27 protein-coding genes and 1 pseudogene are annotated in these 26,258 nt (G+C 32.3%); 15 read left to right on the forward strand and 13 right to left on the reverse strand.

Annotation, left to right across the window (positions count from 1 at the left end):
* Nucleotides 1-200: 200 nt before the first annotated feature.
* The 3 genes from ACIQ0M_RS00005 to ACIQ0M_RS00015 form a co-directional block, all read right to left on the reverse strand.
* Complete coding sequence (locus tag ACIQ0M_RS00005) at nt 201-1,256, reverse strand: Omp28-related outer membrane protein (RefSeq protein ID WP_396148444.1); 1,056 nt, start codon at nt 1,254-1,256, stop codon at nt 201-203.
* 4 nt (nt 1,257-1,260) lie between these two features.
* Nucleotides 1,261-1,968, reverse strand: a complete 708-nt coding sequence (locus ACIQ0M_RS00010) for a T9SS type A sorting domain-containing protein (RefSeq protein WP_396148446.1) — start codon at nt 1,966-1,968, stop codon at nt 1,261-1,263.
* Nucleotides 1,969-2,070: 102 nt separating this feature from the next.
* Nucleotides 2,071-3,786 carry an Omp28-related outer membrane protein gene (locus tag ACIQ0M_RS00015; protein ID WP_396148448.1) on the reverse strand — a complete coding sequence of 572 codons (1,716 nt, stop codon included), beginning with the start codon at nt 3,784-3,786 and terminating at the stop codon, nt 2,071-2,073.
* Between the two features lie 217 nt (nt 3,787-4,003).
* Here ACIQ0M_RS00015 and ACIQ0M_RS00020 point away from each other — a divergent pair, with 217 nt between their 5' ends.
* A complete protein-coding gene (locus ACIQ0M_RS00020; RefSeq protein ID WP_396148450.1) occupies nt 4,004-4,483 on the forward strand; it encodes a TlpA family protein disulfide reductase in 480 nt (159 codons plus the stop codon).
* 1 nt (nt 4,484) lies between these two features.
* Nucleotides 4,485-6,194, forward strand: a complete 1,710-nt coding sequence (locus ACIQ0M_RS00025; protein WP_396148452.1) for a DUF6029 family protein — start codon at nt 4,485-4,487, stop codon at nt 6,192-6,194.
* Between the two features lie 51 nt (nt 6,195-6,245).
* Here the strand turns inward: ACIQ0M_RS00025 and ACIQ0M_RS00030 are convergent.
* The 7 genes and pseudogenes from ACIQ0M_RS00030 to ACIQ0M_RS00060 all read right to left on the reverse strand — a co-directional run bounded on the left by ACIQ0M_RS00030 (nt 6,246) and on the right by ACIQ0M_RS00060 (nt 12,303).
* Nucleotides 6,246-7,016: pseudogene (locus tag ACIQ0M_RS00030) on the reverse strand (CDP-alcohol phosphatidyltransferase family protein).
* A 42-nt stretch (nt 7,017-7,058) separates the two neighbouring features.
* Nucleotides 7,059-8,078 (reverse strand): COX15/CtaA family protein, encoded by a 1,020-nt coding sequence (locus ACIQ0M_RS00035; protein WP_396148454.1) that lies wholly within the window; start codon nt 8,076-8,078, stop codon nt 7,059-7,061.
* Between the two features lie 72 nt (nt 8,079-8,150).
* The gene (locus ACIQ0M_RS00040) at nt 8,151-9,572 is read right to left on the reverse strand and encodes a CCA tRNA nucleotidyltransferase (protein ID WP_396148456.1); all 1,422 of its coding nucleotides are present in this window, start codon (nt 9,570-9,572) and stop codon (nt 8,151-8,153) included.
* A gap of 23 nt (nt 9,573-9,595) precedes the next feature.
* The gene (locus ACIQ0M_RS00045; protein ID WP_396148459.1) at nt 9,596-9,985 is read right to left on the reverse strand and encodes a GxxExxY protein; all 390 of its coding nucleotides are present in this window, start codon (nt 9,983-9,985) and stop codon (nt 9,596-9,598) included.
* Nucleotides 9,986-10,020: 35 nt separating this feature from the next.
* Nucleotides 10,021-10,590 (reverse strand): L-threonylcarbamoyladenylate synthase, encoded by a 570-nt coding sequence (locus tag ACIQ0M_RS00050; RefSeq protein WP_396148461.1) that lies wholly within the window; start codon nt 10,588-10,590, stop codon nt 10,021-10,023.
* Nucleotides 10,591-10,592: 2 nt separating this feature from the next.
* A complete protein-coding gene (locus ACIQ0M_RS00055; RefSeq protein WP_396148463.1) occupies nt 10,593-11,504 on the reverse strand; it encodes a glycosyltransferase family 2 protein in 912 nt (303 codons plus the stop codon).
* A 1-nt stretch (nt 11,505) separates the two neighbouring features.
* Nucleotides 11,506-12,303, reverse strand: coding sequence for a glycosyltransferase family 2 protein (locus tag ACIQ0M_RS00060; protein ID WP_248433344.1), 798 nt, complete (start codon nt 12,301-12,303; stop codon nt 11,506-11,508).
* A gap of 56 nt (nt 12,304-12,359) precedes the next feature.
* On the opposite strand from ACIQ0M_RS00060, the gene ACIQ0M_RS00065 reads away from it, so the two are divergent.
* From ACIQ0M_RS00065 to ACIQ0M_RS00075, 3 genes are read left to right on the forward strand one after another with little or no spacing between them, the layout of a single operon-like run.
* Nucleotides 12,360-13,211 (forward strand): hypothetical protein, encoded by an 852-nt coding sequence (locus ACIQ0M_RS00065; RefSeq protein ID WP_248433345.1) that lies wholly within the window; start codon nt 12,360-12,362, stop codon nt 13,209-13,211.
* Between the two features lie 4 nt (nt 13,212-13,215).
* Nucleotides 13,216-13,977, forward strand: coding sequence for a lipopolysaccharide kinase InaA family protein (locus ACIQ0M_RS00070; protein ID WP_248433346.1), 762 nt, complete (start codon nt 13,216-13,218; stop codon nt 13,975-13,977).
* Nucleotides 13,978-14,021: 44 nt separating this feature from the next.
* Nucleotides 14,022-14,834 carry a glycosyltransferase family 2 protein gene (locus ACIQ0M_RS00075; protein ID WP_248433347.1) on the forward strand — a complete coding sequence of 271 codons (813 nt, stop codon included), beginning with the start codon at nt 14,022-14,024 and terminating at the stop codon, nt 14,832-14,834.
* Here the strand turns inward: ACIQ0M_RS00075 and ACIQ0M_RS00080 are convergent.
* Complete coding sequence (locus tag ACIQ0M_RS00080; protein ID WP_396148466.1) at nt 14,831-15,910, reverse strand: glycosyltransferase family 9 protein; 1,080 nt, start codon at nt 15,908-15,910, stop codon at nt 14,831-14,833. The two genes, ACIQ0M_RS00075 and ACIQ0M_RS00080, sit on opposite strands and share 4 nt — an antisense overlap.
* Nucleotides 15,911-16,039: 129 nt before the next feature.
* Here ACIQ0M_RS00080 and ACIQ0M_RS00085 point away from each other — a divergent pair, with 129 nt between their 5' ends.
* Complete coding sequence (locus ACIQ0M_RS00085; protein ID WP_396148468.1) at nt 16,040-16,783, forward strand: glycosyltransferase family 2 protein; 744 nt, start codon at nt 16,040-16,042, stop codon at nt 16,781-16,783.
* Here the strand turns inward: ACIQ0M_RS00085 and ACIQ0M_RS00090 are convergent.
* Nucleotides 16,780-17,595: a 2,3,4,5-tetrahydropyridine-2,6-dicarboxylate N-succinyltransferase gene (locus ACIQ0M_RS00090; protein WP_396148470.1), complete on the reverse strand. Its 816-nt coding sequence runs from the start codon at nt 17,593-17,595 to the stop codon at nt 16,780-16,782. The two genes, ACIQ0M_RS00085 and ACIQ0M_RS00090, sit on opposite strands and share 4 nt — an antisense overlap.
* A 76-nt stretch (nt 17,596-17,671) precedes the next feature.
* Here ACIQ0M_RS00090 and ACIQ0M_RS00095 point away from each other — a divergent pair, with 76 nt between their 5' ends.
* From ACIQ0M_RS00095 to ACIQ0M_RS00130, 8 genes are all read left to right on the forward strand, one after another.
* Nucleotides 17,672-18,589 carry a copper resistance protein NlpE N-terminal domain-containing protein gene (locus tag ACIQ0M_RS00095; protein WP_396148472.1) on the forward strand — a complete coding sequence of 306 codons (918 nt, stop codon included), beginning with the start codon at nt 17,672-17,674 and terminating at the stop codon, nt 18,587-18,589.
* A gap of 52 nt (nt 18,590-18,641) precedes the next feature.
* Nucleotides 18,642-18,884: a hypothetical protein gene (locus tag ACIQ0M_RS00100; RefSeq protein WP_396148474.1), complete on the forward strand. Its 243-nt coding sequence runs from the start codon at nt 18,642-18,644 to the stop codon at nt 18,882-18,884.
* Entirely contained in the window at nt 18,875-19,192 is a 318-nt protein-coding gene (locus tag ACIQ0M_RS00105; protein ID WP_396148477.1) for a type II toxin-antitoxin system RelE/ParE family toxin, read from the forward strand. The genes ACIQ0M_RS00100 and ACIQ0M_RS00105 overlap by 10 nt, the downstream gene beginning before the upstream one ends.
* A gap of 20 nt (nt 19,193-19,212) precedes the next feature.
* A complete protein-coding gene (gene ruvX, locus ACIQ0M_RS00110) occupies nt 19,213-19,629 on the forward strand; it encodes a Holliday junction resolvase RuvX (RefSeq protein ID WP_396148479.1) in 417 nt (138 codons plus the stop codon).
* A 107-nt stretch (nt 19,630-19,736) separates the two neighbouring features.
* Entirely contained in the window at nt 19,737-20,324 is a 588-nt protein-coding gene (gene def, locus ACIQ0M_RS00115) for a peptide deformylase (RefSeq protein ID WP_396148481.1), read from the forward strand.
* Between the two features lie 27 nt (nt 20,325-20,351).
* Entirely contained in the window at nt 20,352-20,789 is a 438-nt protein-coding gene (locus ACIQ0M_RS00120; RefSeq protein WP_396148483.1) for a DUF5606 domain-containing protein, read from the forward strand.
* A 72-nt stretch (nt 20,790-20,861) separates the two neighbouring features.
* The gene (mazG, locus tag ACIQ0M_RS00125) at nt 20,862-21,635 is read left to right on the forward strand and encodes a nucleoside triphosphate pyrophosphohydrolase (RefSeq protein WP_396148485.1); all 774 of its coding nucleotides are present in this window, start codon (nt 20,862-20,864) and stop codon (nt 21,633-21,635) included.
* Between the two features lie 188 nt (nt 21,636-21,823).
* Entirely contained in the window at nt 21,824-22,969 is a 1,146-nt protein-coding gene (locus tag ACIQ0M_RS00130) for a T9SS type A sorting domain-containing protein (protein ID WP_396148487.1), read from the forward strand.
* A gap of 55 nt (nt 22,970-23,024) precedes the next feature.
* Here the strand turns inward: ACIQ0M_RS00130 and ACIQ0M_RS00135 are convergent, their stop codons facing one another.
* Nucleotides 23,025-23,705, reverse strand: a complete 681-nt coding sequence (locus ACIQ0M_RS00135; RefSeq protein ID WP_396148489.1) for a Crp/Fnr family transcriptional regulator — start codon at nt 23,703-23,705, stop codon at nt 23,025-23,027.
* A gap of 108 nt (nt 23,706-23,813) precedes the next feature.
* Here ACIQ0M_RS00135 and ACIQ0M_RS00140 point away from each other — a divergent pair, with 108 nt between their 5' ends.
* Nucleotides 23,814-26,195 (forward strand): heavy metal translocating P-type ATPase, encoded by a 2,382-nt coding sequence (locus tag ACIQ0M_RS00140; RefSeq protein ID WP_396148491.1) that lies wholly within the window; start codon nt 23,814-23,816, stop codon nt 26,193-26,195.
* The last annotated feature ends 63 nt before the right edge of the window (nt 26,196-26,258 follow it).

Consider the following 26,258-nt stretch of genomic DNA (forward strand, 5'->3'; position numbering starts at 1 on the left):
AAGAAACTATTGAAATTTACAATGAAAAAAGACCTCATTACTCTAATCACATGCTAACACCTAATCAAATGCATCAACAAAATAAATTGTAAATGAAAACCTATAAAACTAAAAACACTTGCAAAAAAGTTTTTGCAAGTGTTTAATTTATTTATTTTTGTCTAATAATCTGTATCGATTATTTAGGACTAGTCATATCATTACAACTCCTCAAAATCCTGATTTTCTCCCGGATTTGCTTTTCGAGAATTGATGGCTTTGTTGTTTTCATCGGTTACAAAAGCCACGAATTCAATGTTATTTGAATTAGCAATGTTTGCCGGAACTGGAATTGAAAACGATCGGGTAAACATTTGTCCAGTAGTTGTATTTCCATTAATTTCATCACCAAAAAGGTTAGTAATACATGCTCTTAATACATGGTCATGTTGAAAATTTGGAATTGGATTAACTCCGCCATAAAGATTTACATTATAATTTTCTTGATCATAAATTAATCCGTTTTCTAGAATGTATACAACTAATTTTAAATTTGAGAAATCCTTACTAAACTTAACATTAACATCTAAATTAATTGTGCTTCCTGAAACTTGAGCATTCATAGCAACTCCCAATTTTGGATTTTCACCTTGGGTTAAATTAATAACCTGTGGAATATTATTTTGTTCTAATGGTGCCCATCGTGTCAATCTGTTTAGCAATGCTTTTGGGTAACCAGTCATATTAATCAACGTGCTTTCAAAAGGACTCATGTCAAAGTTATAAGGATCATAATTAGCATCAGCCGGATTTGAACTTGAACGATGAATGCCAACCAGAACAGTATTTTCTGTTTGAGCTTTGACTAATTCTATTGCATTGAGAACTCTAGTACAATTTCCACACCAAGTACCGGTATAATCTTCAATTAAAACTCGTTTTACAAAATTAGTTTCAGAACCATCGTGAAACCGAATAGATAAAGTTGACGATTGTACACCTAAATAATCTGCCGATACTGTATAATTTCCAATTTCTGTGGTTGTAAAAGTATTTCCGGTAATCGCAGTACCATTAACAAAAATTATTGCTTCTTCAGTTATATTTGTTCCGCTATTAGTGTTAACTGTGAATGTAATTGTTTCACCAACAGTCTTAACTGATTTATCTGCAACTAAACTAATAGATTCTATGGGATCTAAAATAGTATAATCGCTATTGCAAGAAAAGCAACAGAAAAATGCAACGAAAATACCTATTAAACCAAATTTATTCATTTGATTAGTTTTTTATTAATTTAACTGAGGTAGATTTTCCTTCAAGTGTTGAAAAATTTGCAACATAAATAGCTGAACTCATTTCAGATAAGTTTAGATTCTGAGATCCTTCTGAAAACTTGTACTCCTTAACTAATTGACCATTCAAATTGAAAATTGAAAGATTTCCGCTTTGTGTTGCATTGAATTTGAAATCACTTTTTATGGTAGTGTTTTCAATATTTATTCCAATAGAAGATAAGTTTTCGAACGAATTAACGCCCAATAAAGGATCAAAACGATATACAAAATTAATAGCATTATTTTCAAATCCGATTGGATACACTGAAAAATGTAGTTCCATCACTTGTCCGTTTCCTGAATTGAAATTTACAAAATGGTCTCCTTGAGCAGGATTACTTTGACCAGGTGCTAAGGGGTTTTCATATTCTGGATAAACGCCATTTAAAGCCACACTGTCATAACAAGAGCCTCCATAGCATAATTCAAACTGAGTACCGGTAGTATTGACAAGGTTAGTACATTTTACTTTTATATCAAGGTCTTGATTGCTAGTGTTTTGTACTCTAAAATTAAGGTAGTTACTTCCGGGGCCATATGTCAAAACGGTACCGTTTGTAATGGGTGTTCCATCTGATTTTCTAAAAATGAATTGAGAAAATGCATTTAGGAATACCATTGAAAACAAAATTGATAATGTAATTTTTTTCATTTCTTTTTTTTTGAAGTTTTACTAGTTTACAAATCTAATAAAAAAAATAGATTTTGTGCAATAAGGGTGTTAAATCAATAAACTTAACACCCTTACTTTAATTTATTTTACAATAATTTTATCGGTTTTTGAAAAATTGTCTCCTGCAAAATTTATAAGGTATAATCCTTTTGAAAGTGAACCTAGGTTTAAAGTTGATTCACCAGACTCAAATTGACTTGTTAAAACTTGTTTTCCACTCAAATCAGTTAAAGTAATAATTGCAGATTCAGGTAAAGAAATAGTAACTAAACCGTTTGTAGGGTTTGGATAAAATTTGATTAATGAAGCATTAAAATCATCTGTACTCAAGTTAGTATTTACTCCAAATCTTCTGGTATCAGAACTTGTGAATGCACCACCACTCATTCCTGGAATTAAAACTCCGTTTGCCCAAATTTGGTATCCACCAAAACCATATGCAGAACTACTCATTCCATCATTGTAGGAATCATTTACAGTAAAAGTATAACAGTCGTTTGGTAAAGTTACATTTACATCTGCCTGAGGATATGCACCTGCACCACCGGCATCTGTATATGGTCCACCTGAAGCAACATTAACACCGGCAGCATTTTTTAAATTCCATGTTGTTTCACTACCATACCAATCGGTTGTTATTTTGATTGTAATGTTAGTTTGATCAGTTTCAATGGCTTTGTTAAAATTTACACTACCCGCATTATCAGTATTGTTATCATCACTAGGAATATTAACGTTAAACGTATTAGTTGGATTTAAAGTATAACTATAACTAGGTAATTGAACTACTGTACTAGTTAATGGAGCTAAATTTCCAGACCAATTGTAAACTGAAACCTCACCAGAATTGATGCTATATTCAATTGGTAAACTCGTTAAGTTAGCTTGACTCATGTTTTGAATAGTCACTTTAGGACTGATAGAAGATACGCATTGAGTACTGATACCTTCAATACTTTTCAATTTTACATCATTGTTTGCTAAACCGGTGTATGTTGGTTTTGCACCGTTTCCACTGATTATTTTTTGTTGTGTTTCTGTTACAAATGCAACCAATTCCATTTCACCAAGTTCTGCAGGGATATTATTGTAAGATGCAGGAATAGTGTAGTTGAATGTTTGGGTGTAGAAAGAGCCAGAAGTTGTAGTTGTAATATCAGCACCCCATTGACCCGTTAATAGATGTACTAAACGGTGCATATGGTTGTAATTGTTACCCATGTTTCCACCGGTTTGAGGTCCTAATGTATTATTTTGTAAAAGAGCAATATTTATTTTGTTAGTACTTACGGGACTATTTCCTGTGTAATATACTTCAACAGTCACTGTCAATTGTCTGGTTTGAGCATTAATTACTCCTTGTACGCCAACATTTACATAAGAACTTTGTGCTAAAGTTTGATTTGATGCATTTGACCAACTACCTCTATTCATAGCGGTTCCTCCATTTTGATTTTGAGAAAGTCCTGAAAAAACTGAACGGTTTACAGTACCTGCTGGGTAACCAGCAATTCCGGCTTGATTTGCAATTCCGTTTCCAAAACTTGTTCGAAAGTCAGGTTGTCCTGTTCCGGGGGTTGCAAATGAACCTTGATGTATATTAATTAAAAAAACATTATTGGGATTCGCATTTTTAATGTTGTTTGCAATCGTATGTCCTTGAGGACAATAAACACAATTTACACCCGTAAATTCTTCTAAAATAACTTTTTTGTTCTCTGGAGTTGTGCTAACAAAAGTTTGGCTGTATGAATAACCGAATGTCAGCAGTAACGCTGAAAGTAATGTTTTTTTCATAGTTTAGTGGTTTGTTAATTAAAATTGTTTAGTGGTTTGTTAATTAATGGTTTAACTTAAGTTTAAGAATTTTCAAAAATATACTTTTTTTCAAAACAATTAACATTTTAATAATTTTTTTTAAACATTTTATTAACTAGTTCAGCGAAATTGAAAGTATTTTTTTTAATATTGTCACAAATTCATAAATCAAGCAAATTTTAAACAAACCACAACAATGAAGAATTTTTATGTTACCCTACTTTTTATTCTAAGTTGCAGTCTCTATGCACAAAAACAAATGCCAAATGTTGTTCTGAAATCAAATGATAACAAATCATTTAACGTTAAAAATGACTTTAGCGAAAAAGATAAATTATATGTTTTCACCTTTTGGGCTACTTGGTGTGCTCCTTGTCTAAATGAACTGGATGCGATTAAAGAAAATTATAATGAGTGGACAAAAGAATTGAATATGGAAGTTGTAGCCGTTTCTATTGATGATACTCGTACTCAAAAACGTGTAAAACCGCTTTTGAATGGTAAAAATTGGCCCTATACAGTACTGCTCGATACCAATCAAGATTTAAAAAGAGCTTTAGCAATTGCAAATGTTCCTTACACGGTTGTGGTAAAAAACCAAAAGATTGTTTATGTTCATAATGGATATAGCCAAGGTGCAGAAAAAGAGTTGTTTAACAAATTGAAACAACTTTAAAATGCAATTAAAAAAAATAGTAGTAGCGGTTTTTTTAGGCTATACAGCTTTTGCTTTTTCCCAAGTAGATTCAACAGAAGTAAAAAAGGATTATGGAAGAGTTTTTGGTGGATTTGAATCAGTTTCACAATGGTATTTGAATGACAAAGGCCGCGGAATCATTCAACCGGAAGATCCGATTCGCTCAAACAATTATTTATTTGTAAATTATCAAATCAAAGGTTGGACAGCAGGAGTTCAAGTAGAAGCGTATGAAAAAAATGCGTTACTTAATTATAATCCGGAGTTCGATGGAACTAATGTAGCCACTTATTTTATCAACTATAAATCAAATAAATTTGATATTACTGCCGGTTATTTCTACGAGCAATTTGGAAGCGGTATGTTGCTACGTGCATGGGAAGACAGAGCGTTAGGAATTAATACAGCTTTAAGAGGTGGTAGAGTGATATACCGTCCTTCGGATAATATTCGACTTACTGCTTTATACGGTCAACAAAGAACCGGTTTTAATGTTTCAGATGGAAAAATTTATGGTTTTGATTCCGATTTTCAACTCACACAATTATTAAAATTAGACAAGTCTGATTTGTCCTTTGGTCTAAGTTATGTTGGACGTCAAGAAGAGATTAATCCTTCAATTGTGAACCCTGATTTCGATGAAATTACACATGGAATTTCCGGAAGAGTAAATTATACTTATAATTCTTTTTATTCCAATTTTGAGTATAATTACAAATCTGAAGATGCAGTTTTAAACCGAATCAGTAATACATTAGATGAGAATTTGATCAAAGACGGAAACGCTATTAGTCTGAATTTAGGATATTCCAAACAAGGTTTGGGAATAGATGCTACTTTACGAAGAACCGAAAACATGACTTTTTTATCTGAACGAGTTCCAACTGTAACAGGCGATAATACGAGTTTAAATTTCAATGATAAGGTATTAAATTTCACACCGGCTTTAACTAAGCAACATCATTCTAACTTGGCTAATATTTATGTTTACCAAGCTCAAGTTGGTTTTGATTTCAAAGATCCGCGAATTTTAAAAGTGGGGGAGACCGGTGGTCAAATCGATCTCTTTTATGAGTTTGCCAAAGACACCAAATTAGGAGGAAAGTATGGTACTAAAATCGCTTTAAATATGGCTTCTTGGTATAATTTACCGGGACAATACCGATTAACTCCTGCTGAATATAAAACGGATTTTTTTGGCGTGGGAACTAAATATTTCTCTGATTATAATTTAGAAGTAAAAAAACAATTATCAGAAAATTGGCGAACCGGATTCTATTACATCAATCAATACTATAATAAACCTTGGGTTGAAGATGGAAGTTCGGATGTTCGAACCAATATAGTTACAGCAGAAGCAGTATATAATTTTGCAGCCAATAAATCCATTCGTGTAGAAGCTGAACATATGTGGGCTGATGCCGATTTTAAAAATTGGGCCGGTGGAATAGTTGAACTGAACTTGAACGACAAATATTCGTTCTATGTTTGGGATATTATTAATTATGGAAACGATGATTCATCCAAACAGAAGCATTACTATAACTTTGGCGGTGCTTACCGAATCAACTCAACGCGAATTGCCATGAATTATGGTCGTCAACGTGGTGGTTTGGTTTGTGTAGGTGGCGTTTGTCGTTTTGTTCCGGAAAGTACAGGTTTTACACTTTCGATTAATACAGCATTTTAATACAAATACTAGACAAGTAACTAAGCCTTTTCATTTTATGAGAAGGCTTTTTTATTGAATTACCTTTTTTCTAATGCCAATCAACACAAATAGTAAAATCGAGTAAGCCACAAAAAAAGGAACAATCCACTCAATCCATCCTAACGGAAGCATAATGGCAATAATTAACAATTGAAAACCTAATCCATATGCAGAAAGTAAGGTCATAAACCAATTAGGAAAAGTTTTGACTTTGTATGCATCTGAATCTAAAAAGTGAATAATTTTATCAAACGTCCCATAAACAAAAGTATAAATTTTGAAAAGGATATTCACTGTTTGTTGACTTTCACCTGACAAAGCTTTTGGTGTTTTGTATTCAAAAATCTTACTTGTAGAATCTCCTCCAACCGACTTTGTTCGTAAAATTACATAGTAATAATTGTATAATGTTCCTTGCAATTGAATAGCAAAAAAAGCAACAATCGTAAACCACAAAGAGGTAGATTAAACATAGCAAATCACCATTAAAAATCCGAAATTCAAGAAAATATCAAAAATACTATCCAAGTATCTACCGGAATACGAAGGTGTTTTTTTCAATCGAGCCAGTTCTCCATCTGCAGCATCAATAATCGATTTCAGAATAATGAAAAAAGCAGCCCAAACATAATGTTGATAAAGGATGCAATACATCGCAATTAATCCACAAATACCAAAAAGTAGCGTCACATGAATCGGTGTAAAGCGTGTGTTTTTTAATTGTAAAGCAAAAATTCTTCCGAACCTTCTACCATAATCGGATAAATCTAAAAATTTATCCTGAGCGGCGAGTTTAGACATGTAATGTATTCTAACAAAAACTGTGACAATATAGTCTGAAATTTATTTACTAAAGCGATGCAAAGTAAACGTCATGGCACTAAGAAATAAAAAAGCCATCAATTGATGAGCTAATCCCAGCCAAAGCGGTACATGAAATAATAGGGTAAAAATACCCAAAATAAATTGAATAAACACAAAAAAAACCAATGTTTTAACTGATTTGTATTGGATGGTTGAAAGGGAATATTTTCTACTTTTTATAAACAATAAAATTATCAAACCAACTACAACATAAGCCATCGTTCGGTGAACGAATTGCACGCCACTTTTTCCTTCTGTTAAGTTTTTTATTATTGTTGGTTGTTCCATCCAAACCGTTTCATGAACCAATTTTCCTTCACTCATCAATGGCCAGTGATTGTGAATTAACCCGGCGTTTAACCCGGCTACAAATCCGCCGTAAATGATTTGAATGATTAAAACAACCATCGCAATTCGAGCTAGTTTCCGCAACGGTAAAATCACTTCATTTCTGTCGGGATAAATTAAATCTAATGCAACCCACAACGTATAGGCAAAAGTGATAAAAGCAAAAGTTAAGTGTAAAGCCAAACGATAATGACTCACATCCGGATTGTCAATTAAGCCGCTTTTAACCATAAACCATCCCAAGAATCCTTGAAATCCACCCATAAAAAGCAGAATGATGCATTTTTTAATGGTTTCCGAATCTAATTTTTTCTTAATCAAAAAATATACAAACGGAATAATGAACACAATTCCGATGATTCTTCCAATGAAGCGGTGAAACCATTCCCAGAAATAAATGAATTTGTAATCATCCATTGTAAAATCGTTGTGAATATTGATTTTTTGGTATTCGGGAAATTTCTTATATTCTTCAAATGCTTCATTCCAAGCTTGTTCTGAGGTAGGAGGAAAAGTGTCTGTAACCAAATGCCAGTCCGTCATCGAAAGTCCGGAGTTGGTAAGGCGAGTGATGCCACCCACCATCACCATAATAAACAATAAAACACAGCCGGAAAGAAGCCAAATTATTACGGGTTTGTTTGTTTTCATGTTTTATAAACTTAATACAAAATTACAGCACTTTTGCTGATTGGCTTTTATAAACAAAAGTTAATCTTATAGTTAATTTTTAAGTATTTGCAATCCTAATTTTTCAGCTTTTTTCAACATATAAATATAGGCAGCATCGTATTCGTTCGGGATTTCACCTTCTAAAATAGCTTCTTTAATTGCATCTTTCAAAACCCCAATTTCACGAGAGGGTTTTAAATTGAAAATTCCCATAATTTCTTCTCCGGAAATAGGCGGTTGAAAATTCCGAACGTGATCGCGTTCTTCCACTTCCACAATTTTCTGGCGAACAATCTTAAAATTATGATGGTATTTTTTAAATTTATTCGGGTTTTTGGTCGTAATGTCTGCTTCGCACAAAATCATTAAATCTTCAATGTCTTCGCCGGCATCAAACAGTAAACGTCGCACCGCAGAATCGGTTACAATATCCTGCGAAAGTACAATAGGCCTCGAACTCAACATCACCAATTTGGAAACAAATTTCATTTTGTGATTTTGCGGCATATGTAATCGTTCGAAGATTTTCTTAACCATTTTTCCGCCCAAAAATTCATGTCCGTGAAACGTCCAACCTTGTTTTTTGTTGAATTTTTTCGTGGGAGCTTTTCCGATATCGTGAAGCAAAGCGGCCCAACGTAGCCAAACATCATCGGTATTCGGACAAATATTATCCACGACTTCTAAGGTGTGATAAAAGTTGTTTTTATGGGTGTGACCTTCGATTTCTTCTACTTGATTTAAAGCGGTTAATTCCGGTAATATCAAGTCTAATAAACCGGTTTGATACAATAAAATAAATCCAATTGATGGTTTTTCGGTAGCTAAAATTTTGTTTAATTCCTCCACAATGCGTTCACCTGAAATGATGTTGATTCGCTCACAATTTTTAGAAATGGAAGCCAATGATTTTTCCTCAATCGTAAAATTCAATTGCGAGGCAAAACGAATCGCTCGCATCATTCGCAACGGATCATCGGAAAAAGTAATATCGGCATCCAAAGGTGTTCTGATGATTTTATTATCCAAATCTTCCAAACCATTGAAAGGATCGACTAAATCACCATAATTTTTTTCATTCAATGAAAAAGCTAAGGCATTTATTGTAAAATCACGTCGATTTTGGTCGTCTTCCAACGTTCCGTTTTCCACTACCGGATTTCGACTTTCAAAATGATAGCTTTCTTTTCGGGCACCGACAAACTCAATGTCAATTTCCTGAAAACGAAGCATTGCTGTACCATACGTTTTAAAAACCTGTACTTTTGGTTTGTTAGGAAGAAGTTCTGAAACTTTGAGAGCCAATTCGATTCCGCTGCCAACGGCAACGATATCGATGTCTTTTTTGAAATCGCGTTCTAACAAAAAATCACGAACAAAACCACCAATTACGAAACATTCAACGTCAAGCTCCATTGCAGCTTGTGAGATGATTTTGAAGATGGGATTATGTAGAGCTTTTTTGTAATTCATTTTTTATACCGCAAATTCGCAAATTATTTTTTCTTAGAATCTATAATGCGTTTGTACTCCAAGGAGATTAAATTAAAATTTGCCAAAATTGCTAGTTGATAACCTGATATTTTCAAATAGTTAAGGCATTGATTATAATGGCTAGCATTAAAACATTCTACTGTTTTTATTTCTAAAATGATGTTGTCAAACACCACAAAATCAGCATAGAATTTGTGTTTGAGGAATACATCTTTATATTTTACTTTAAATTCTTTTTCTCGTTCAAAAGGAATATTATTTCTATTGAATTCATATTCTAATGCATCCTTGTATACAATTTCTGAAAAACCTTTTCCGAGATTTTTATGAACGTCATAAAGAATACCAACAATTTGATAACTTTCATCTTTGAATAAATACTCGTTTTCCATTACAAGAAAAAATAATTTGCGAATTTGCGGTTGTTTTATTTCCGAATAATCTGAACCTGACTATCCAACGTCAATTTTATAATCGTAGATGGCTTATCGCAAATTTTTTCGCGGTGCAAATTTACAACATAGTCTACACCTTTAATAATTTCGGGACTGATTTCTTTGAATGATTTTGGAGTAGGTTGACCGGAAATGTTTGCAGAAGTAGAAACCAAAGGTCTCTTCATGCGTTCCATCAATTTAAAACAAAATGGTTCTTTCACTAATCGAACGGCCAACGATTGGTCTTCTGCAATGATATTTGGAGCCACATTTCGTGGTTTATCTAAAATTAAAGTCGTTGGTTTTTCTGATAAATCTAGAATTTGCCATGCGACTTCGGGAATATCTTTGAAAACATTGTACATCATTTTTTCACCATTCATCAGCACGATCATACTTTTTGATTCTTCTCTTTTTTTGAGAGCATAGATTTTTTTTACGGCTTCGGGATTTGTAGCATCGCAACCAATTCCCCAAACGGTATCGGTTGGGTAGAGGATGATGCCTCCGTTTTGAATGACTTCGAAGGCGTTGTGGATTTCGGTGTTGATGTCGTTCATAACTATTTTTGTTTGTATTGGAGTGATTCACTCATTGGAGCTCCTCTCCAAATTAATGAAAACAAAGGTCTGTTTTTAGCTTTAATTAAACTACTCAATCCATATTTAACAAGTAAAAACCATCGAACTGATTGATAACCAAAATTACCGTAATGTTTCTTCATTAAATAAAGCAAGGAAATTTTGAGTTCTTTTTTTATAGCTAACGATTTTTCGGTACTTGCTCCGTGAAAGTGGATAAACTCTGCTTCAGGAATTAAATAAGCAAATTTATTCATTTTAGCGAGTCTTAAACAGAGGTCAGTTTCTTCGTAATACAAAAAAATTTGCTGATCAAAACCACCCACTTTTACAAAATCATCAACTCTAATGAACATAAAACTTCCCGGAACAAAATTTACTTCGATAGGCGAGTTGTATTTCTTTTTTCGTTTAGGGTATTTTTTAGGATTAATTAGTTCCAAAAAACTTCTTCCAAAAATTTCTCTAGCTGGAGAGGCAAAATGATCTAATGAAATTAGAAATTTATTGTCTTCTTTATATGCTTGAGCTCCTGCAATTCCTATCGATAAATTATTGTCAAGTTCATTTTTTAAAATAGCCAAACAATCATTCAAAAAGAGTGTGTCGTTGTTTACAAATGCAAGATATTTTGCGTTAGAATGTTTAAAACCATACATGTTTCCGCCACCAAAACCCGCATTAATATTATTTTTAAGCAGTTTTAAATTGGGTAAATTTGAATTATCGCAAAAGCTTTTCAGGTTTTCAAAATCTTTGTTTTCAGAACAATTATCAGTTATGATTACTTGGAAATTAATTTCGTTTGATGTTTTTTCATAAATTGAATTAATACAGTCAATACTTAACTCGCTTGAATTATAATTGATCAAAATTATTGCAATATCAAACATATTATAAAAATTGGTTTATTCCTTTTTCGATGAAAGTCAGTTTTTTTTCTTTTGTTTGACGTTCAATTTCATGGTTAATTTCGATGTGACTTTTTGATTGTTCTTTATGGTAAATATGATACGCAATTCCGGCAAATTTGAGCCGTTTTCCTTTGATTCCTAAATTATGCAATCGTTCAATCATTTCTGAATCATCTATACCCCAGCCCACTAAATCTTCATTAAAACCATTTATTTTAATGAAATCTTCTCGCCAAAATGACATATTGCAACCCCTAAGTTTTGAGGATCTTTTCTCTACAATTTTAGCAAAGTTCATCATGAACGGAATGCGAATTGTTCTACCTCGTTTTTTTATTCCGTTTGAAAATAAATTAAAATGAATTATTTTTTTTGAAAAAAGATCCTCTAAAAGCGATGGTTGAATATTTACCCTTGAGCCAAAAAGATAAAACCCTTTTTGAGCAAATTGAAGATGATCTTCAACAAAATGTTTATTCATAATAATATCACCATCAATTTCAATAATATAGTCATATTGAGCTTTGGCAATAGCCTTATTCATTATTCGCGGCTTACGATTTTTAATGTCTTCTTGCCAAATATGAATTAATGGAACCGGAAAAATGGTTTGATAATAGTCAATTAAAACTTTTGTATCACTTTTTGAGCCATCATCTGCAATGATTACTTCATTTGGCAAAACCGTTTGATTCATTATGCTCAATAACAACAAATCCAATGCCTCCGGCCAATTGTATGTTGGAGTTACGAGTGAACATTTAAGTTTATTTTTCATACTTTTAAATAATCTGGCAAGTTAGGATATTTTTTTATATTTGTAAAAAATACATTATGTTATATGATTGTTTCATTTTTTTCAACGAATTGGATTTGTTGGAAATTAGATTGAATGAATTAGATGGTGTGGTTGATAAATTTGTTTTAGTTGAAGCTGACAGAACATTTCAAAATACAAAAAAACCTTTCATTTTTGAAGAAAATAAAGAACGTTTTTCAAAGTATTTACATAAAATAATACACATAAAACTTACTAAATATCCATTATTTATACCGGTCATTAATCCATTTTCACCATGGAAAATTGAATTTTTTCAACGTGATTCTGTTGTTAATGGATTAGTTAACTGTAAGCCCGATGATATAATCATGATTTCGGATGTGGATGAAATACCAAATCCGGTGGTAATTAAAAATCAAATAGAAAAAGGAGTTCATAAAATATATGGATTAAAGATGGATATGTTTATGTACTATCTTAATAATAAACTCACTTTTGATGGAGGAAGTAACATGTCTAAAGAAGAATCAAAAGATGGTATATGGCACTGTACAGCATTATTGCCTTATAAACTTTTAAAGAAAAAACCCTATAAAATTAGAAAAACGATAATGCGAACGAAAAGAAGAGGAGAAGTTTATGAAATTCTTCCCAATGCAGGATGGCATTTTACGTATGTTGGTGGAGCAAAAAAAATAGTTGAAAAGTTGGAATCATTTTCTCACACAGAATATAATCTAGATGAATTTAAAGATATCAATAAGATAAGCGAATTGATAAAAAAGGGTAAAGATTTGTTTGGAAGAGATATGGAATTTGAAGTTGTTGATTTATCGTATAACTTACCCAACTATTTAAAAACATCCGAGGCTCAACAAAAATTTAAAGATTTATTCATCTATTAGAAATATGAAATCATCCTTTTTGATTCAACAAAATGTTGATAAAGAAAAAATTGTTGATGTAATTGAAAATTTCAATCAAAAAGGGAAATTGTTTGATGATCGAAAGCGAAATAAAATTAAACTTTTTCAATTTAATGAAATAACAATCAATGTAAAGTCGTTTAAAATCCCAAACTTCATTAACAAAATAGTTTATCGTTTTTTTAGAAAATCTAAAGCAAGACGTTCTTTTGAGTTTGCAAATAAATTGTTAGAAAACGGAATTGGCACTCCGCAACCCTTTGCTTTTTTAGAAAATTATGATTGGATAGGTTTGAAGGACAGCTATTATGTTAGCGAACATTTAAATTGTGATTTGACTTACCGTGAGTTGGTTGAAATTCCGGATTATCCTAATCGAGATAAAATTTTAAGACAATTTACTCAGTTTTCTTATCAATTGCATCAAAAAGGAATTGAGTTCAAAGACCATTCTCCGGGAAATACTTTAATTAAGAAAACCGAAAATGGAGAATATGAATTCTTTTTAGTCGATTTAAATCGGATGGAATTTCATGATAAAATGGATTTTAATCTTCGAATGAAAAATCTATGCAGACTTACTCCTCATAAAGAAATGGTAGCCGTCATGAGTAACGAGTATGCTAGAATTTCCGGAGAATCTGAAAGTTTAATTTTTGAAACATTGTGGAAATATACTGCTGATTTTCAGTACAAATATTACAGAAAAAAGAGATTGAAAAAGAAATTCCTTTTTTGGAAATAATATGTCTAAAAAAACCACTAAATTTCCATTCTTTTAAAGAGTTGATGAAAGTTTCAATAATTATCACCACATACAATGCAGAGGAATGGTTGCGAAAAGTCTTAATTGGATTTAGCGTTCAATCTGTAGATGATTTTGAAATTGTTATTGCCGATGATGGATCTACTTCAAAAACAAAAGACATAATTGATAGCTTTTCATCAAAATTTAAACATCCAATTGTTCATGTTTGGCATGAAGATGATGGTTTTCAAAAATCAAAAATTTTAAATCGAGCCATACTTAAATCATCCTCAGATTATCTTTTGTTTACAGATGGAGATTGTATTCCCAGAAAAGATTTTGTAGAAGTCCATCTAAATAATAAAGAAGAAGGCTATTTTTTGTCCGGTGGATATTTTAAACTTCCAATGTTTATTTCTGAGGCAATTTCAGCAGAAGATATTCTCAATCAAAACTGTTTTCAAATTGCTTGGCTTAAAAAACATGGACTCAAAGTGAGTTTTAAGCTCACAAAACTCACACACAGTAGGCTTTTTGCAGGATTTATGAATTGGCTTACACCAACAAAACGCTCCTGGAACGGACACAATTCTTCCGGATTTAAAAAGGATATTCTAGCCGTAAACGGATTTAATCACCAAATGAAATATGGCGGTTTAGACAGAGAATTAGGTGAGCGATTGTTTAATTTAGGATTGTTGTCTAAACAAATTAGATACAGTGCTATTTGCTTGCATTTAGATCACAAAAGAGGTTATTCTTCCCCCGAAATATGGAATACAAATAACGCTATTAGAGCATATAATAAAAAGCACAAAGTGATTAAAATTGAAGAAGGAATTGATTCGCTTTAAGCTTTTTTGACATTTAATTCGTTGAAAAAATCATTCAATTTTTCTAAAATTAACTCCAACGGATATTCATCGAAATACTTAAAAGTGTGCTCTTTGATGTATTTTTCATCATGCTCTTCATAAATTTCCGGTTTCAAATCTTTTAAGTGAATTGATACATTTTCTTTTTCATTTTCAAAAATTTGCCATGTTTCTTTATCCACCGAAGGAGAAAATAAAGAAAAAGTAGGAACACTTAATGCTTTTGCCATATTTACTGCTCCACCTTCATTTCCAATTAACATTGAACAACGTGAAAGTAAAGCCAAAAAAGGTCGTAAACCTTCACTATACAAATCAAAATGAATGTTATTTTTTGTTTTTTCATCACAAAAATCATATACTTTTTTTGCCTCTTCCAACTGAGAAGGAATATAATTAAAGACAATATCTGCATCGAGTTTTTCAACCGTAAAATCAATAATTTTAGCCATTTTTTCAATCGGATAGGTTTTATACCATTCGCTTCCCAAAATTCCAAACATAATTAAAGGCTTTTGACCGTAAATGATTTCATGTTTTTGAAGTAATTGTTCTGCCGCTTCAATCTCTTCTTTTCGAAGAAAAATTTTTGGTTTATAATCTGTAATAGGTTCAGAAATTAATGGTTTTAAAAGCAAAAGTCTATTATCAATTGCTAAACCTAATTCCGATTTTGTCCCGTTTTTAAATCGCTTGATATTGTGATTGTAAAAAAAAGACGAATAGCCTTTATCATAAGAAATTTTATCCTTTGCTCCTGAAAAGAAAGTAATTAAATTGGTTTCTAATTTGCTGTAAGCATCAATAACCACATCATATTTTTTCTTTCTGATTTCAAAAATGAATTTGAATAATTTTGGATACGATTTTCTAACCGTATTAGTTAAAACTATGATTTCATTAATCGATGGATTTTCAAGCAAAACATCAATGCAATTTGGATAACACATGTAATCAACTTTAGCATCCGGATATTTGTTTTTCAGATTGTTACAAAGAATAGTGCTCGTTAAAACATCGCCAATTCTCTTTTGTTGAATCACTAAAATTTTCATATTTATTTAAGGTTTTATCCGGTTGCTAAAATACAAACTATTTGTAGAACGGTTTCTTTGATTCACACTTTTTGAATAAAATAATGCTAAATGTTATACTTTTGTTTTCAAATTAATGATTTTTAGAAAATGGCAATAAGTGGTTTGGTTATAACTTTTAATGAGGAAAAAATGATTGGCAAGTGCATCGATGCATTGTTTAAAGTGTGTGACGAAGTGATTATTGTTGACTCATTAAGTAAAGATAGAACGGTTGAAATTGCTAAAGAGAAAGGAGCGATCGTTATTTCACAAGCTTTTTTAGGTGATGGTCCGCAGCGATCTCATGGTTTGCCTTACTGCAAAAATGATTGGATTTTGAATTTGGATGCCGATGAGTTTTTAGACAAAGATGCTGAAGAATTTATTGTAAAAGAAAAGTATTTAATTGGAAATTACGATGCTTTTAGCTTTAGAGTTAAAAATTATCTTGCAGATAAATTAATTGATTTTGCAGGATGGTATCCCGATCATAAAGTTAGATTTTTTAATAAGCAAACTGCCAGACCGTCTGATTCAAAAGTGCATCAAAAAATCATTACGCAAAACGAAAAAAAGGTTTCAGTTCACATTCTTCATTATGGCTGGGCTTCTTTAGACCAAATAATTGCTAAGAAAAATCAATATTCAACGTGGCATGCTCAACAACTTTATGACCAAGGAAAAAGAATCAACGCTTTTAAACCGGTTCTAAACGGTTCAGTTGCATTTTTAAGATGTTATTTTCTCAAAAAAGGATTTCTGAACGGTTTAGATGGTCTAACAATTTCTTTAATTCAAGGTTTTTTTTCATATGCAAAGTATGCAAAGTTGATTAAGTTGCAAAAAAACTAAACCGCCACATTATATTCTCTCAAAGCATCGTTCAAACTCGTTTTCAAATCTGTGGATGGTTTTCGCTGACCAATAATCAACGCACACGGAACTTGAAATTCACCGGCAGGAAATTTTTTGGTATAAGTTCCCGGAATTACCACCGATCGAGCAGGAACATAACCTTTATATTCAATCGGACTTTCGCCAGTCACGTCAATAATTTTTGTTGAACCGGTCAGAACAACATTTGCTCCTAAAACGGCTTCTTTTTCCACCCGTATTCCTTCTACAACTATACATCTTGAACCAATAAATGCTCCATCTTCAATAATCACCGGTGCAGCTTGAAGCGGTTCTAATACTCCACCAATACCTACACCGCCACTTAAATGAACATCTTTTCCAATTTGAGCACAACTGCCCACAGTTGCCCAAGTATCCACCATCGTGCCTTCATCCACATACGCTCCGATATTTACATAACTGGGCATCATAATCACGCCTTTGGATACATAAGCACCATAACGTGCCACAGCAGGAGGAACCACGCGAACCCCTTTTTGGGCATAGTTGCGTTTCAATTCCATTTTGTCGTGGTATTCAAAAATACCGGCTTCCCAGGTTTCCATTTTTTGAATAGGGAAATACATGACCACTGCTTTTTTTATCCATTCGTTCACTTGCCAGCCATCAGAAGTTGGTTCGGCAACGCGAAGTTTTCCGTTATCCAATAAATCAATAACATTTCTAATGGCTGAAATGGTCGTTTCTTCTTGCAATAAAGCTCTGTTTTCCCAAGCTTTTTCTATGATAGGTTGTAATTCGGTCATGATTATTTTATTTTGAAACAAAGATAAAATCTTTTAACCACAAAAAATGGTTTGATTTTTGTAAACTTTAATTTTTTTGAAAACAAAAAGCAGTAATTTTGTGATAAACCTTAAAGTACCAAATGTGAAAATAAAAGTAATTATCTTGATGACTCTATTTTTTTTAGTATTGAGTTGTGCTAAAAAGGATAAAAATGAAACAACCGAGACAATGGTTGTAGATTCGACAGAAGTCGTTGTTAATGACGATCATAATGCTAAGAATTCATTAGATTATATTGGAATGTATCAAGGTATTTTACCACGTGCTGATTGCGAAGGAATTGAAACTACTTTATGGATTGATGAAAACAACTATGTATTATACACCAACTATTTGGGTAAAATGAGTAAAATTAAGCCTGAATTTAGAGGTTCATTTGTTTGGAACAATGAAGGAAATACTATTATTTTAGAAGGTATTGAAAATGCTCCAAATCGTTATTTTGTGGGAGAAAATTATCTAACACAATTGGATATGGATGGAAATGAAATTGAAGGTGATTTGGCAGAGAGATATGTTTTGCAGAAGAAATCAAATGTAAAAGTGTTACCTCCACCTCCGCCACCAGCACCAGAAACTATAAAAAATTATTCGATTCATTCAAAGAGCCTTGAAAATATTTCTTTAGTTAAAAATAAATGGAGATTAATAGAGTTAAATGGTAAATCAATTGAGTCAAAAGAAATGTTTATAAAACTTAATAATGAAGAAGGATATATTGCTTTTGCTGGTTGTAATAATATGATGGGTAGTGTTGAATTCAAAGATGAAAAATCATTAATCAAATTCACAAAAGGAGCTTCCACCATGATGGCTTGCCCTGACATGACAACCGAGCAAGAATTTGCAGAAATGCTTGAAAAAGTGGATAATTACAGTATTAACGGAAATAATTTGTCATTCAATAGAGCTCGAATGGCACCGTTGGCGAGATTTGAAGCAATGAAGTAGTTAATTGAAATTAATCAGAATATTTTTTTAAATTTGAATAAAATATCTCGTTATGAATTTAGAAGCCAGAAAAATATCGCTTGTTCAAGAATTTCTCAGAATCGATAATGAAAAAATTATTACTGCTTTAGAAAATTTACTTCACAAAAGAAAGTCAGAATTGTTTGAAGAAAATCTTAAACCAATGTCAGTAAAGCTATTTAATGAAGAAATTGACCTTGCGATTGAAGATGAAAAAAATAATAGTTTAACTTCTGCACAAGATTTGAAAAATAAAGTTCAAAAATGGCAATAGAAGTTTATTGGTCTCAATTGGCAGAAACAAAAATTGAGGATATCTTTTTTTATTACAAGTTAAAAGCCGGTACAAAAATTGCAAAAAAAATAATTATAGGGATTATTGATGCCACAATCGATTTAGATAAAAATCCGGAAATAGGTCAAATAGAAGAACTTTTAAAAGATAGACCACAAGAGTTCAGGTATCTAATTTACACAAATTACAAAATTATTTATTGGTATAATAAAGATAAAAATAGAATTGTTATAGCCAATGTTTTTGATACTAGACAAAACCCACAAAAGCTTCAAGAGACTTTTTAATTAAAAATCTTCTTTATTAAATGCCCAGAATACTCGCCATAGATTACGGAATCAAACGAACCGGAATTGCCGTTACCGATGAATTACAAATTATTGCATCGGGTTTAACCACCATTCCATCCGAAACAATTATTCCTTTTTTGAAAGATTATTTTTCAAAGGAAAATGTTTCTACTGTTTTAATTGGCGAACCCAAACAAATGAACGGTTTACCATCTGAAAGCACGCCAATTATTGAAAAATTTGTAACGACCTTTTCAACTGAATTTCCGGAGATGAAAGTCGTTCGAGTAGATGAACGTTTTACCTCCAAAATGGCTTTTCAAACGATGATAGACAGTGGTTTAAGTAGAAAACAACGCCAAAATAAAGGCTTGGTCGATGAAATTGCCGCCACAATTTTGTTGCAGGATTTCCTAACCCGAAAAATGATTTAAAAGAAAAACCTACCTATTTTAAGGCAAAAGTCAGAATTCTTTTTATTACTTTTGCATCCGAATTTAACCAAAATAGTTTAGACCCTAAATTACAAAAAAATGCTCACATGATTTTATCAATTGTTGGATATGGTGATCCGGTTTTACGAAAAGTTGGTGCAGAAATTTCACAGGAATATCCCAATTTAGTGGAACTTATTGCAAACATGTATGATACCATGTACAATGCCTATGGCGTTGGTTTAGCAGCTCCGCAAATTGGTTTAGCCATTCGACTATTCATTGTGGATACAGCACCATTTAGCGAAAGCGATGATTTGTCAACTGAAGAAGCTCAACAGTTGAAAGGGTTTAAAAAAACCTTTATCAATGCCAAAATTGTTAAAGAAGAAGGAAACGAATGGGGATTTAACGAAGGCTGTTTGAGCATTCCCGATGTGCGTGAAGACGTTTTCAGAAAAGAGCGAATCACCATTGAGTATTTTGACGAAAATTTCGTAAAGCACACCGAAGTGTATGACGGTCTCATTGCCAGAGTAATTCAACACGAATACGACCATATAGAAGGGGTTTTGTTTACCGACAAAATATCTTCATTGAAAAAGACGTTAATTAAAAAAAGATTACAGAACATCATCGACGGCAAAATCAGAGCCGATTACAAAATGAAGTTTTTCAACAAAAAAGGAAGATAATACACAAGTTTAATTTATATTTTAAAAATGAGTTTACAAAAAATATTAGCCATCTCCGGAAAACCGGGATTATTTGAATTAAAATTACAAACCAGAACCGGTTTTGTTGCCGAAAGTTTTTTAGACGGAAAAAAAATTACCGTAGGTATGCGAAGTAATGTGAGTTTACTTTCTGAAATTGCAGTGTACACCTACAACGAAGAAATTAAGTTAGCCGAAGTTTTCAAAGCTATTGCAACTAAAGAAAATGACGGACCTACTGCGATTTCGCACAAAGACGATAATGGTGTTTTAGTGACTTATTTCAGAGAAGTTTTACCCGAGTTTGATGAAGAAAGAGTTTATGCTTCTGATATAAAAAAAATCATCAATTGGTATAATATGTTGCAACCAAAAGGAATCGTTTCGGTTGAATCTTTAACAAAAGAATTGAAAGAAGCGGAAACTGAAAAACCTGCCGAATAATTTTTTAAATTAATTTGAAAATGAATCCTGCTTTCGAGTAGGATTTTTTATTTTTACAAAAATCAGAATCAAATGAATACGCGGCAACAACAATTAGAAGCTTTTGGAAGATTATTGGACATTATGGATGACCTTCGTGAAAAATGTCCCTGGGATAAAAAGCAAACCTTGGAAAGTTTACGCCATTTGACCATTGAAGAAACGTATGAATTAGGTGATGCCATTTTGGATAATGATTTACAAGAAATCAAAAAGGAATTAGGTGATTTATTATTACATATTGTTTTTTATGCCAAAATTGGCAGCGAAACAAATGCTTTTGATATTGCCGATGTAGCCAATAGTATTTGCGATAAATTGATTGATCGTCATCCACATATTTATGGCGATGTAGTGGTAGCCAACGAAGAAGAAGTAAAACAAAATTGGGAAAAACTTAAATTGAAGGAGGGCAAAAAATCCGTTTTAGAGGGTGTGCCGAAAAGTCTTCCCGCTCTCGTAAAAGCCAGCCGGATTCAAGATAAAGTAAAAGGTGTTGGCTTTGATTGGGAAGAACCGCACCAAGTTTGGGATAAGGTGCAAGAAGAATTATCAGAATTGCAAGCAGAAGTAAACTCAGGAAACCATGACAAAATGGAATCTGAATTTGGCGATGTATTATTTTCCATGATAAATTATGCTCGATTTTTAAAAATCAATCCGGAAGATGCTTTGGAACGTACCAATAAAAAATTCATCAAACGATTTATGTACCTCGAGAGTAAAGCAGGAGAATTAGGAAAACCCTTGTCCGATATGACATTAGCCGAAATGGATGTGTTTTGGGAAGAAGCAAAAAAAATGTAATTTCATAAGCGAAATCGTTTTCGTAATAGTTTGAATTTTAGACTGAAAATATACAGTAATTCATTTTTTTCACTTGATTTAAGTGTTAAAAAATACTTAATTTTAAATTATTCGTAAATCATGTTTTCTTTTTTGTGTTTTGATTTTTAGTAACTTAACTTTGTTTGATAACTTAAAAATCAATCATTATGATTAAAAAACTACTTTTAACTTTATTGCTATTTTTCAATGCATCAATTGTATTGGCACAATTCGATAACATTTCCATTATCGGACAATTTACAAATTGGAATGCAGATGTTCCAATGAATACTACAGATGGTATAACTTACACTTTAACTTCGCAAAATTTTGCAGTTAGTGGCGGAGCCAAATTCAGAAAAGATAACAATTGGGATACCAATTGGGGTTCAACTACTTTTCCTTCAGGAACTGCTTCACAAGGAGGTCAAGATATTCCGGTTCCAATGGGTACTTATGATATCGTTTTTAATAAAGATACTGGTACTTATACCTTTACTACAGTAGCATCTCAATTTGATAATATAGGTATTATTGGTGCTTTTAATGAATGGACAGAGAGTATTCAAATGGTTACTTTTGATGGAATTCTTTACACATTAGATGATTTTCAATTTACGGCAAATAATGTAAAGTTCAGAAAAGATAATTCTTGGGATGTAAATTGGGGAGGAAACACATTCCCATCCGGTGAAGCTATACCAAATGGTGGCGATATTCCGTTGACTTCTGGATTTTATAATGTAGCATTTAATTATTCTGGACCAAATTATTCATTTATTCAAGTTCCGGTTACTATTTTAGGTAACGGTGCTCAAGGATGGGAAACAGATATTGCAATGCCTTCTACTGATGGTGGTGTTACTTTTTTATTAGAAAATTTCACATTATCAAATGGATTTGTAAAATTTAGAGCCAATGGGTCATGGGCAAGAAATTGGGGAAGTGCAGATTTTCCTTCAGGAGTAGGATCTCAAAACGGTGCTGACATACCAACCACATCAGGATTATATAACATTTCTTTTAATCGATTAACGGGTGCATATAACTTTGAAGAAGTTTTAAATGTAGTTGAGACAAATAAAAGTGAAGTCAAAGTTTACCCAAATCCTACAAGAAATGTGTGGTCTTTTAGTAATAATAATACAATTGAATCTTTAGAAATTGTCGATGTAACCGGAAAAATTGTTTATTCAAATCTATTTAATGCTTATGAAATTTCAATTGATGCTACAAATTTTTCAAATGGAATTTATTTTGCAAAAATAAAAGCTGAAAATGTGAATCAAACCATAAAGTTAGTTAGAAATTAATCAATTTGGATTAATTTTATAGTTAAACCACGAGTATTTTAATATTCGTGGTTTTTTATTCCGCCATTCTTTTCAATTTATTCTTGTCGAGAATACTAATCCTCTTACCATTTAAATTGACCAAACCATTTTTAGCAAATTCCGATAATAATCGAATACAACTTTCTGTAGCTGTGCCAATCATTCCTGCTAATTCCTCTCTAGACAACTGGATATGTAGAGAACCGTCCTCATTTTTACCAAAGGTTTCTTCCAAATACAATAATGATTCAGCTAGTCTTTGTTTAACTGTTTTTTGTGCCATCGAAACCATGTGGTCGTCCGATTCTTTTAAATCACCACAAATGGTTTTCATCACATTCATTGAAAATTGATTATTGTTATTGAAAAAACCTAATATTTCTGACTTTGGAATAAAACAAACTTCCATATCCTCCAAAGCTACTGCACTTAAATTGGTAGGCTCATCACTTATCATAGAACGTTGTCCTAAAAGTTCTCCTGGTTTAACCAATTTTACAATTTGATCTTTACCATTGGCACTCAATTTAGAAAGTTTACAAACCCCATCTTTAATACAATAGATGCCGTTCACTGATTCTCCTTCTTCAAAAATGGGTTCTCCCTTTTTAATGGTGTAAGAAGTTTTACAATTAGCCATTTTGAGTAACTCTTCTTTGTTAAGGGCTTTTAATGAACTAAATTCCCTCACAATACATTGTTCACATTTGCTCATTTTTATTCATCATTTATTGGTATCTACAAAGATAATTAAAGTATGACAAATATCATATTTTAATTTTTCACCTTTTGCAACCTTTGTTTCAGGTAAAATGAGCAAATTATGAACACTGGAAATTGTTTCCATTGTGGTATTGAAATTAATAAAAAAGAAGAGATTATTTATGACGAAAAAAATTTCTGTTGCAACGGTTGCAAGACGGTTTATGAAATTTTTAGTCAAAATGATTTATCCTGTTATTATGATTTTCAGGCATCTCCCGGTGCTACACCACCCGATATTAAAGGTAAATATGATTTTTTAGACAATGAAGATATTGTTGCAAAACTTCTCGAATTCCAAGAGGATACAACACATATTGTTTCACTCTACATTCCTCACATACACTGTAGTTCGTGTATTTGGATTTTGGAAAATTTACAGAAACTTCAATCAGGAATAATCACTTCGCAAGTAAATTTTCCGGATAAAAAAGTACGAATTACATTCAATCCGGAAGGAACTACGCTCAAGAAAATTGTAGAATTGCTTTGTTCCATTGGTTATGAACCCTACATCAGTTTAGAAAATTTTGAGGAAGGAAAAAAAGTAATCGACCGAAGTTTGATTTATAAAATCGGCGTTGCCTTTTTCTGTTTCGGGAACATTATGTTGCTCTCTTTTCCGGAATATTTTGAAGTAGAAGAATATTGGATTAACGAATACCGTGGGTTTTTCCGCTGGTTGATTTTTGTAATTTCTCTACCGGCCTTTTTTTATTCGGCGAGTGGTTATTATGTTTCGGCATACAAAAGTATCAAATCGGGAATGTTGAATATTGATATTCCTATTGCATTGGGAATTGTAGTGATGTTCATCAGAAGTACAGTTGACATCATTTTTGATTACGGACAAGGCTTTTTTGATAGCATGACCGGACTCATTTTCTTTATGCTTTTGGGAAAATTATTTCAAAAGAAGACCTACGATTTTTTATCTTTTGAACGCGATTATAAATCGTACTTTCCCATTGCAATCACCAAAATTTCAGCAGACGGTTCTGAAACTTCTGTGCAAGTGTATGATATAGAAAAAGGAGATCGGCTTTTAATCCGAAACCAAGAATTAATTCCGGTAGATGGTATTTTAATTTCTGAAAAAGCATCGATAGATTACAGCTTTGTTACCGGAGAAGCCGTTGCCATTGAAAAAAAATCTGGAGACAAAATTTTTGCCGGCGGAAAACAACTTGGAAAGGTCATCGAAATGGAAGTGCTTTTTTCGGTTTCGCAAAGTTACCTCACCCAATTGTGGAGCAATGATGTTTTTCAGAAAAAAGTTGAAATCAGACATAAAACGGTTACCGATAAAATTAGCCGCTTTTTTACTCCGGCATTATTAGGATTAGCATTTATTTCATTCTTGTATTGGATTTTTATCGATACGAGTACAGCTTTCAATGTTTTTACAGCGATTTTGATCGTAGCCTGCCCGTGTGCCTTAGCATTAACGGCTCCATTTACCTTAGGCAATGTGTTGCGAATTTTAGGAAAAAGAAAATTCTATCTCAAAAATGCAACGGTAATTGAACAATTGGCTCAAGTGGATACGCTAGTTTTTGATAAAACCGGAACTATCACCACTAACAAAAAAACGGCAATTAGCTATGAAGGACTTCCTTTAAATGAATGGGAACTGAAATTGTTGAACAATGCACTCCGTGGTTCCAATCATCCGCTAAGCAGAAGATTATATGATTTTATCCCTGCTCAAATAAAGATAAATCCCACTCATTTTGAAGAAATAATTGGCAAAGGAATTTTTTCAGAAATAGAAGGCAATACCATCAAATTAGGTTCATCACAGTTTTTAAAAACGATGACTGAAAACACGCATAAAAAAACCAAAGTACATGTGGAAATTAATGGCATTTACAAAGGAAGTTACGTGTTTAATAATCAATATAGAGAAGGGTTGGAGCAATTATTTTTCGAATTATCTAAAAAATATAACTTGGTCATCTTATCCGGCGATAATGACGGCGAACGAAAGATTTTAGAAAAAATGTTGCCGGAATCGACCACTTTAGTTTTCAATCAAAAGCCGGAAGAAAAATTGCAATACATTGAAACACTTCAAAAACATGGAAAAAATGTGATGATGATTGGTGACGGATTAAATGATTCCGGTGCTTTAGCTCAAAGTAATATCGGAATTTCAATCTCCGAAAATGTGAATGTTTTTTCACCTGCTTGTGATGGAATTTTGGATGCTTCTCAGTTTCAAAAAATTGGCTTTTTTATGAATTATTCTAAAAATGCCATGAAAACAATTTACATGAGTTTTGCTCTTTCTTTAGCCTATAACCTAGTAGGATTGAGTTTTGCGGTGACAGGAAATTTATCACCGCTTGTGGCAGCCATTATCATGCCATTAAGCACGATTACTATTGTAAGTTTTGTTACGATTATGACAAACATTTATGCTAGAGTATCAAAACCGTAATTCTCAATAAAAATGTAGCAGTATGATAAATATCATATTTTATAAAATCGAGTAAGTCTAATT

Source organism: Flavobacterium sp., assembly GCF_044339515.1.
Taxonomy (GTDB): domain Bacteria; phylum Bacteroidota; class Bacteroidia; order Flavobacteriales; family Flavobacteriaceae; genus Flavobacterium.

Coding starts and splice junctions, on each gene's coding strand:
- ACIQ0M_RS00005 (WP_396148444.1), bottom strand. CDS start 1,256: ATGAATAAATTTGGTTTAATAGGTATTTTCGTTGCATTTTTCTGTTGC.
- ACIQ0M_RS00010 (WP_396148446.1), bottom strand. CDS start 1,968: ATGAAAAAAATTACATTATCAATTTTGTTTTCAATGGTATTCCTAAAT.
- ACIQ0M_RS00015 (WP_396148448.1), bottom strand. CDS start 3,786: ATGAAAAAAACATTACTTTCAGCGTTACTGCTGACATTCGGTTATTCA.
- ACIQ0M_RS00020 (WP_396148450.1), top strand. CDS start 4,004: ATGAAGAATTTTTATGTTACCCTACTTTTTATTCTAAGTTGCAGTCTC.
- ACIQ0M_RS00025 (WP_396148452.1), top strand. CDS start 4,485: ATGCAATTAAAAAAAATAGTAGTAGCGGTTTTTTTAGGCTATACAGCT.
- ACIQ0M_RS00035 (WP_396148454.1), bottom strand. CDS start 8,078: ATGAAAACAAACAAACCCGTAATAATTTGGCTTCTTTCCGGCTGTGTT.
- ACIQ0M_RS00040 (WP_396148456.1), bottom strand. CDS start 9,572: ATGAATTACAAAAAAGCTCTACATAATCCCATCTTCAAAATCATCTCA.
- ACIQ0M_RS00045 (WP_396148459.1), bottom strand. CDS start 9,985: ATGGAAAACGAGTATTTATTCAAAGATGAAAGTTATCAAATTGTTGGT.
- ACIQ0M_RS00050 (WP_396148461.1), bottom strand. CDS start 10,590: ATGAACGACATCAACACCGAAATCCACAACGCCTTCGAAGTCATTCAA.
- ACIQ0M_RS00055 (WP_396148463.1), bottom strand. CDS start 11,504: ATGTTTGATATTGCAATAATTTTGATCAATTATAATTCAAGCGAGTTA.
- ACIQ0M_RS00060 (WP_248433344.1), bottom strand. CDS start 12,303: ATGAAAAATAAACTTAAATGTTCACTCGTAACTCCAACATACAATTGG.
- ACIQ0M_RS00065 (WP_248433345.1), top strand. CDS start 12,360: ATGTTATATGATTGTTTCATTTTTTTCAACGAATTGGATTTGTTGGAA.
- ACIQ0M_RS00070 (WP_248433346.1), top strand. CDS start 13,216: ATGAAATCATCCTTTTTGATTCAACAAAATGTTGATAAAGAAAAAATT.
- ACIQ0M_RS00075 (WP_248433347.1), top strand. CDS start 14,022: ATGAAAGTTTCAATAATTATCACCACATACAATGCAGAGGAATGGTTG.
- ACIQ0M_RS00080 (WP_396148466.1), bottom strand. CDS start 15,910: ATGAAAATTTTAGTGATTCAACAAAAGAGAATTGGCGATGTTTTAACG.
- ACIQ0M_RS00085 (WP_396148468.1), top strand. CDS start 16,040: ATGGCAATAAGTGGTTTGGTTATAACTTTTAATGAGGAAAAAATGATT.
- ACIQ0M_RS00090 (WP_396148470.1), bottom strand. CDS start 17,595: ATGACCGAATTACAACCTATCATAGAAAAAGCTTGGGAAAACAGAGCT.
- ACIQ0M_RS00100 (WP_396148474.1), top strand. CDS start 18,642: ATGAATTTAGAAGCCAGAAAAATATCGCTTGTTCAAGAATTTCTCAGA.
- ACIQ0M_RS00105 (WP_396148477.1), top strand. CDS start 18,875: ATGGCAATAGAAGTTTATTGGTCTCAATTGGCAGAAACAAAAATTGAG.
- ruvX (WP_396148479.1), top strand. CDS start 19,213: ATGCCCAGAATACTCGCCATAGATTACGGAATCAAACGAACCGGAATT.
- def (WP_396148481.1), top strand. CDS start 19,737: ATGATTTTATCAATTGTTGGATATGGTGATCCGGTTTTACGAAAAGTT.
- ACIQ0M_RS00120 (WP_396148483.1), top strand. CDS start 20,352: ATGAGTTTACAAAAAATATTAGCCATCTCCGGAAAACCGGGATTATTT.
- mazG (WP_396148485.1), top strand. CDS start 20,862: ATGAATACGCGGCAACAACAATTAGAAGCTTTTGGAAGATTATTGGAC.
- ACIQ0M_RS00130 (WP_396148487.1), top strand. CDS start 21,824: ATGATTAAAAAACTACTTTTAACTTTATTGCTATTTTTCAATGCATCA.
- ACIQ0M_RS00135 (WP_396148489.1), bottom strand. CDS start 23,705: ATGAGCAAATGTGAACAATGTATTGTGAGGGAATTTAGTTCATTAAAA.
- ACIQ0M_RS00140 (WP_396148491.1), top strand. CDS start 23,814: ATGAACACTGGAAATTGTTTCCATTGTGGTATTGAAATTAATAAAAAA.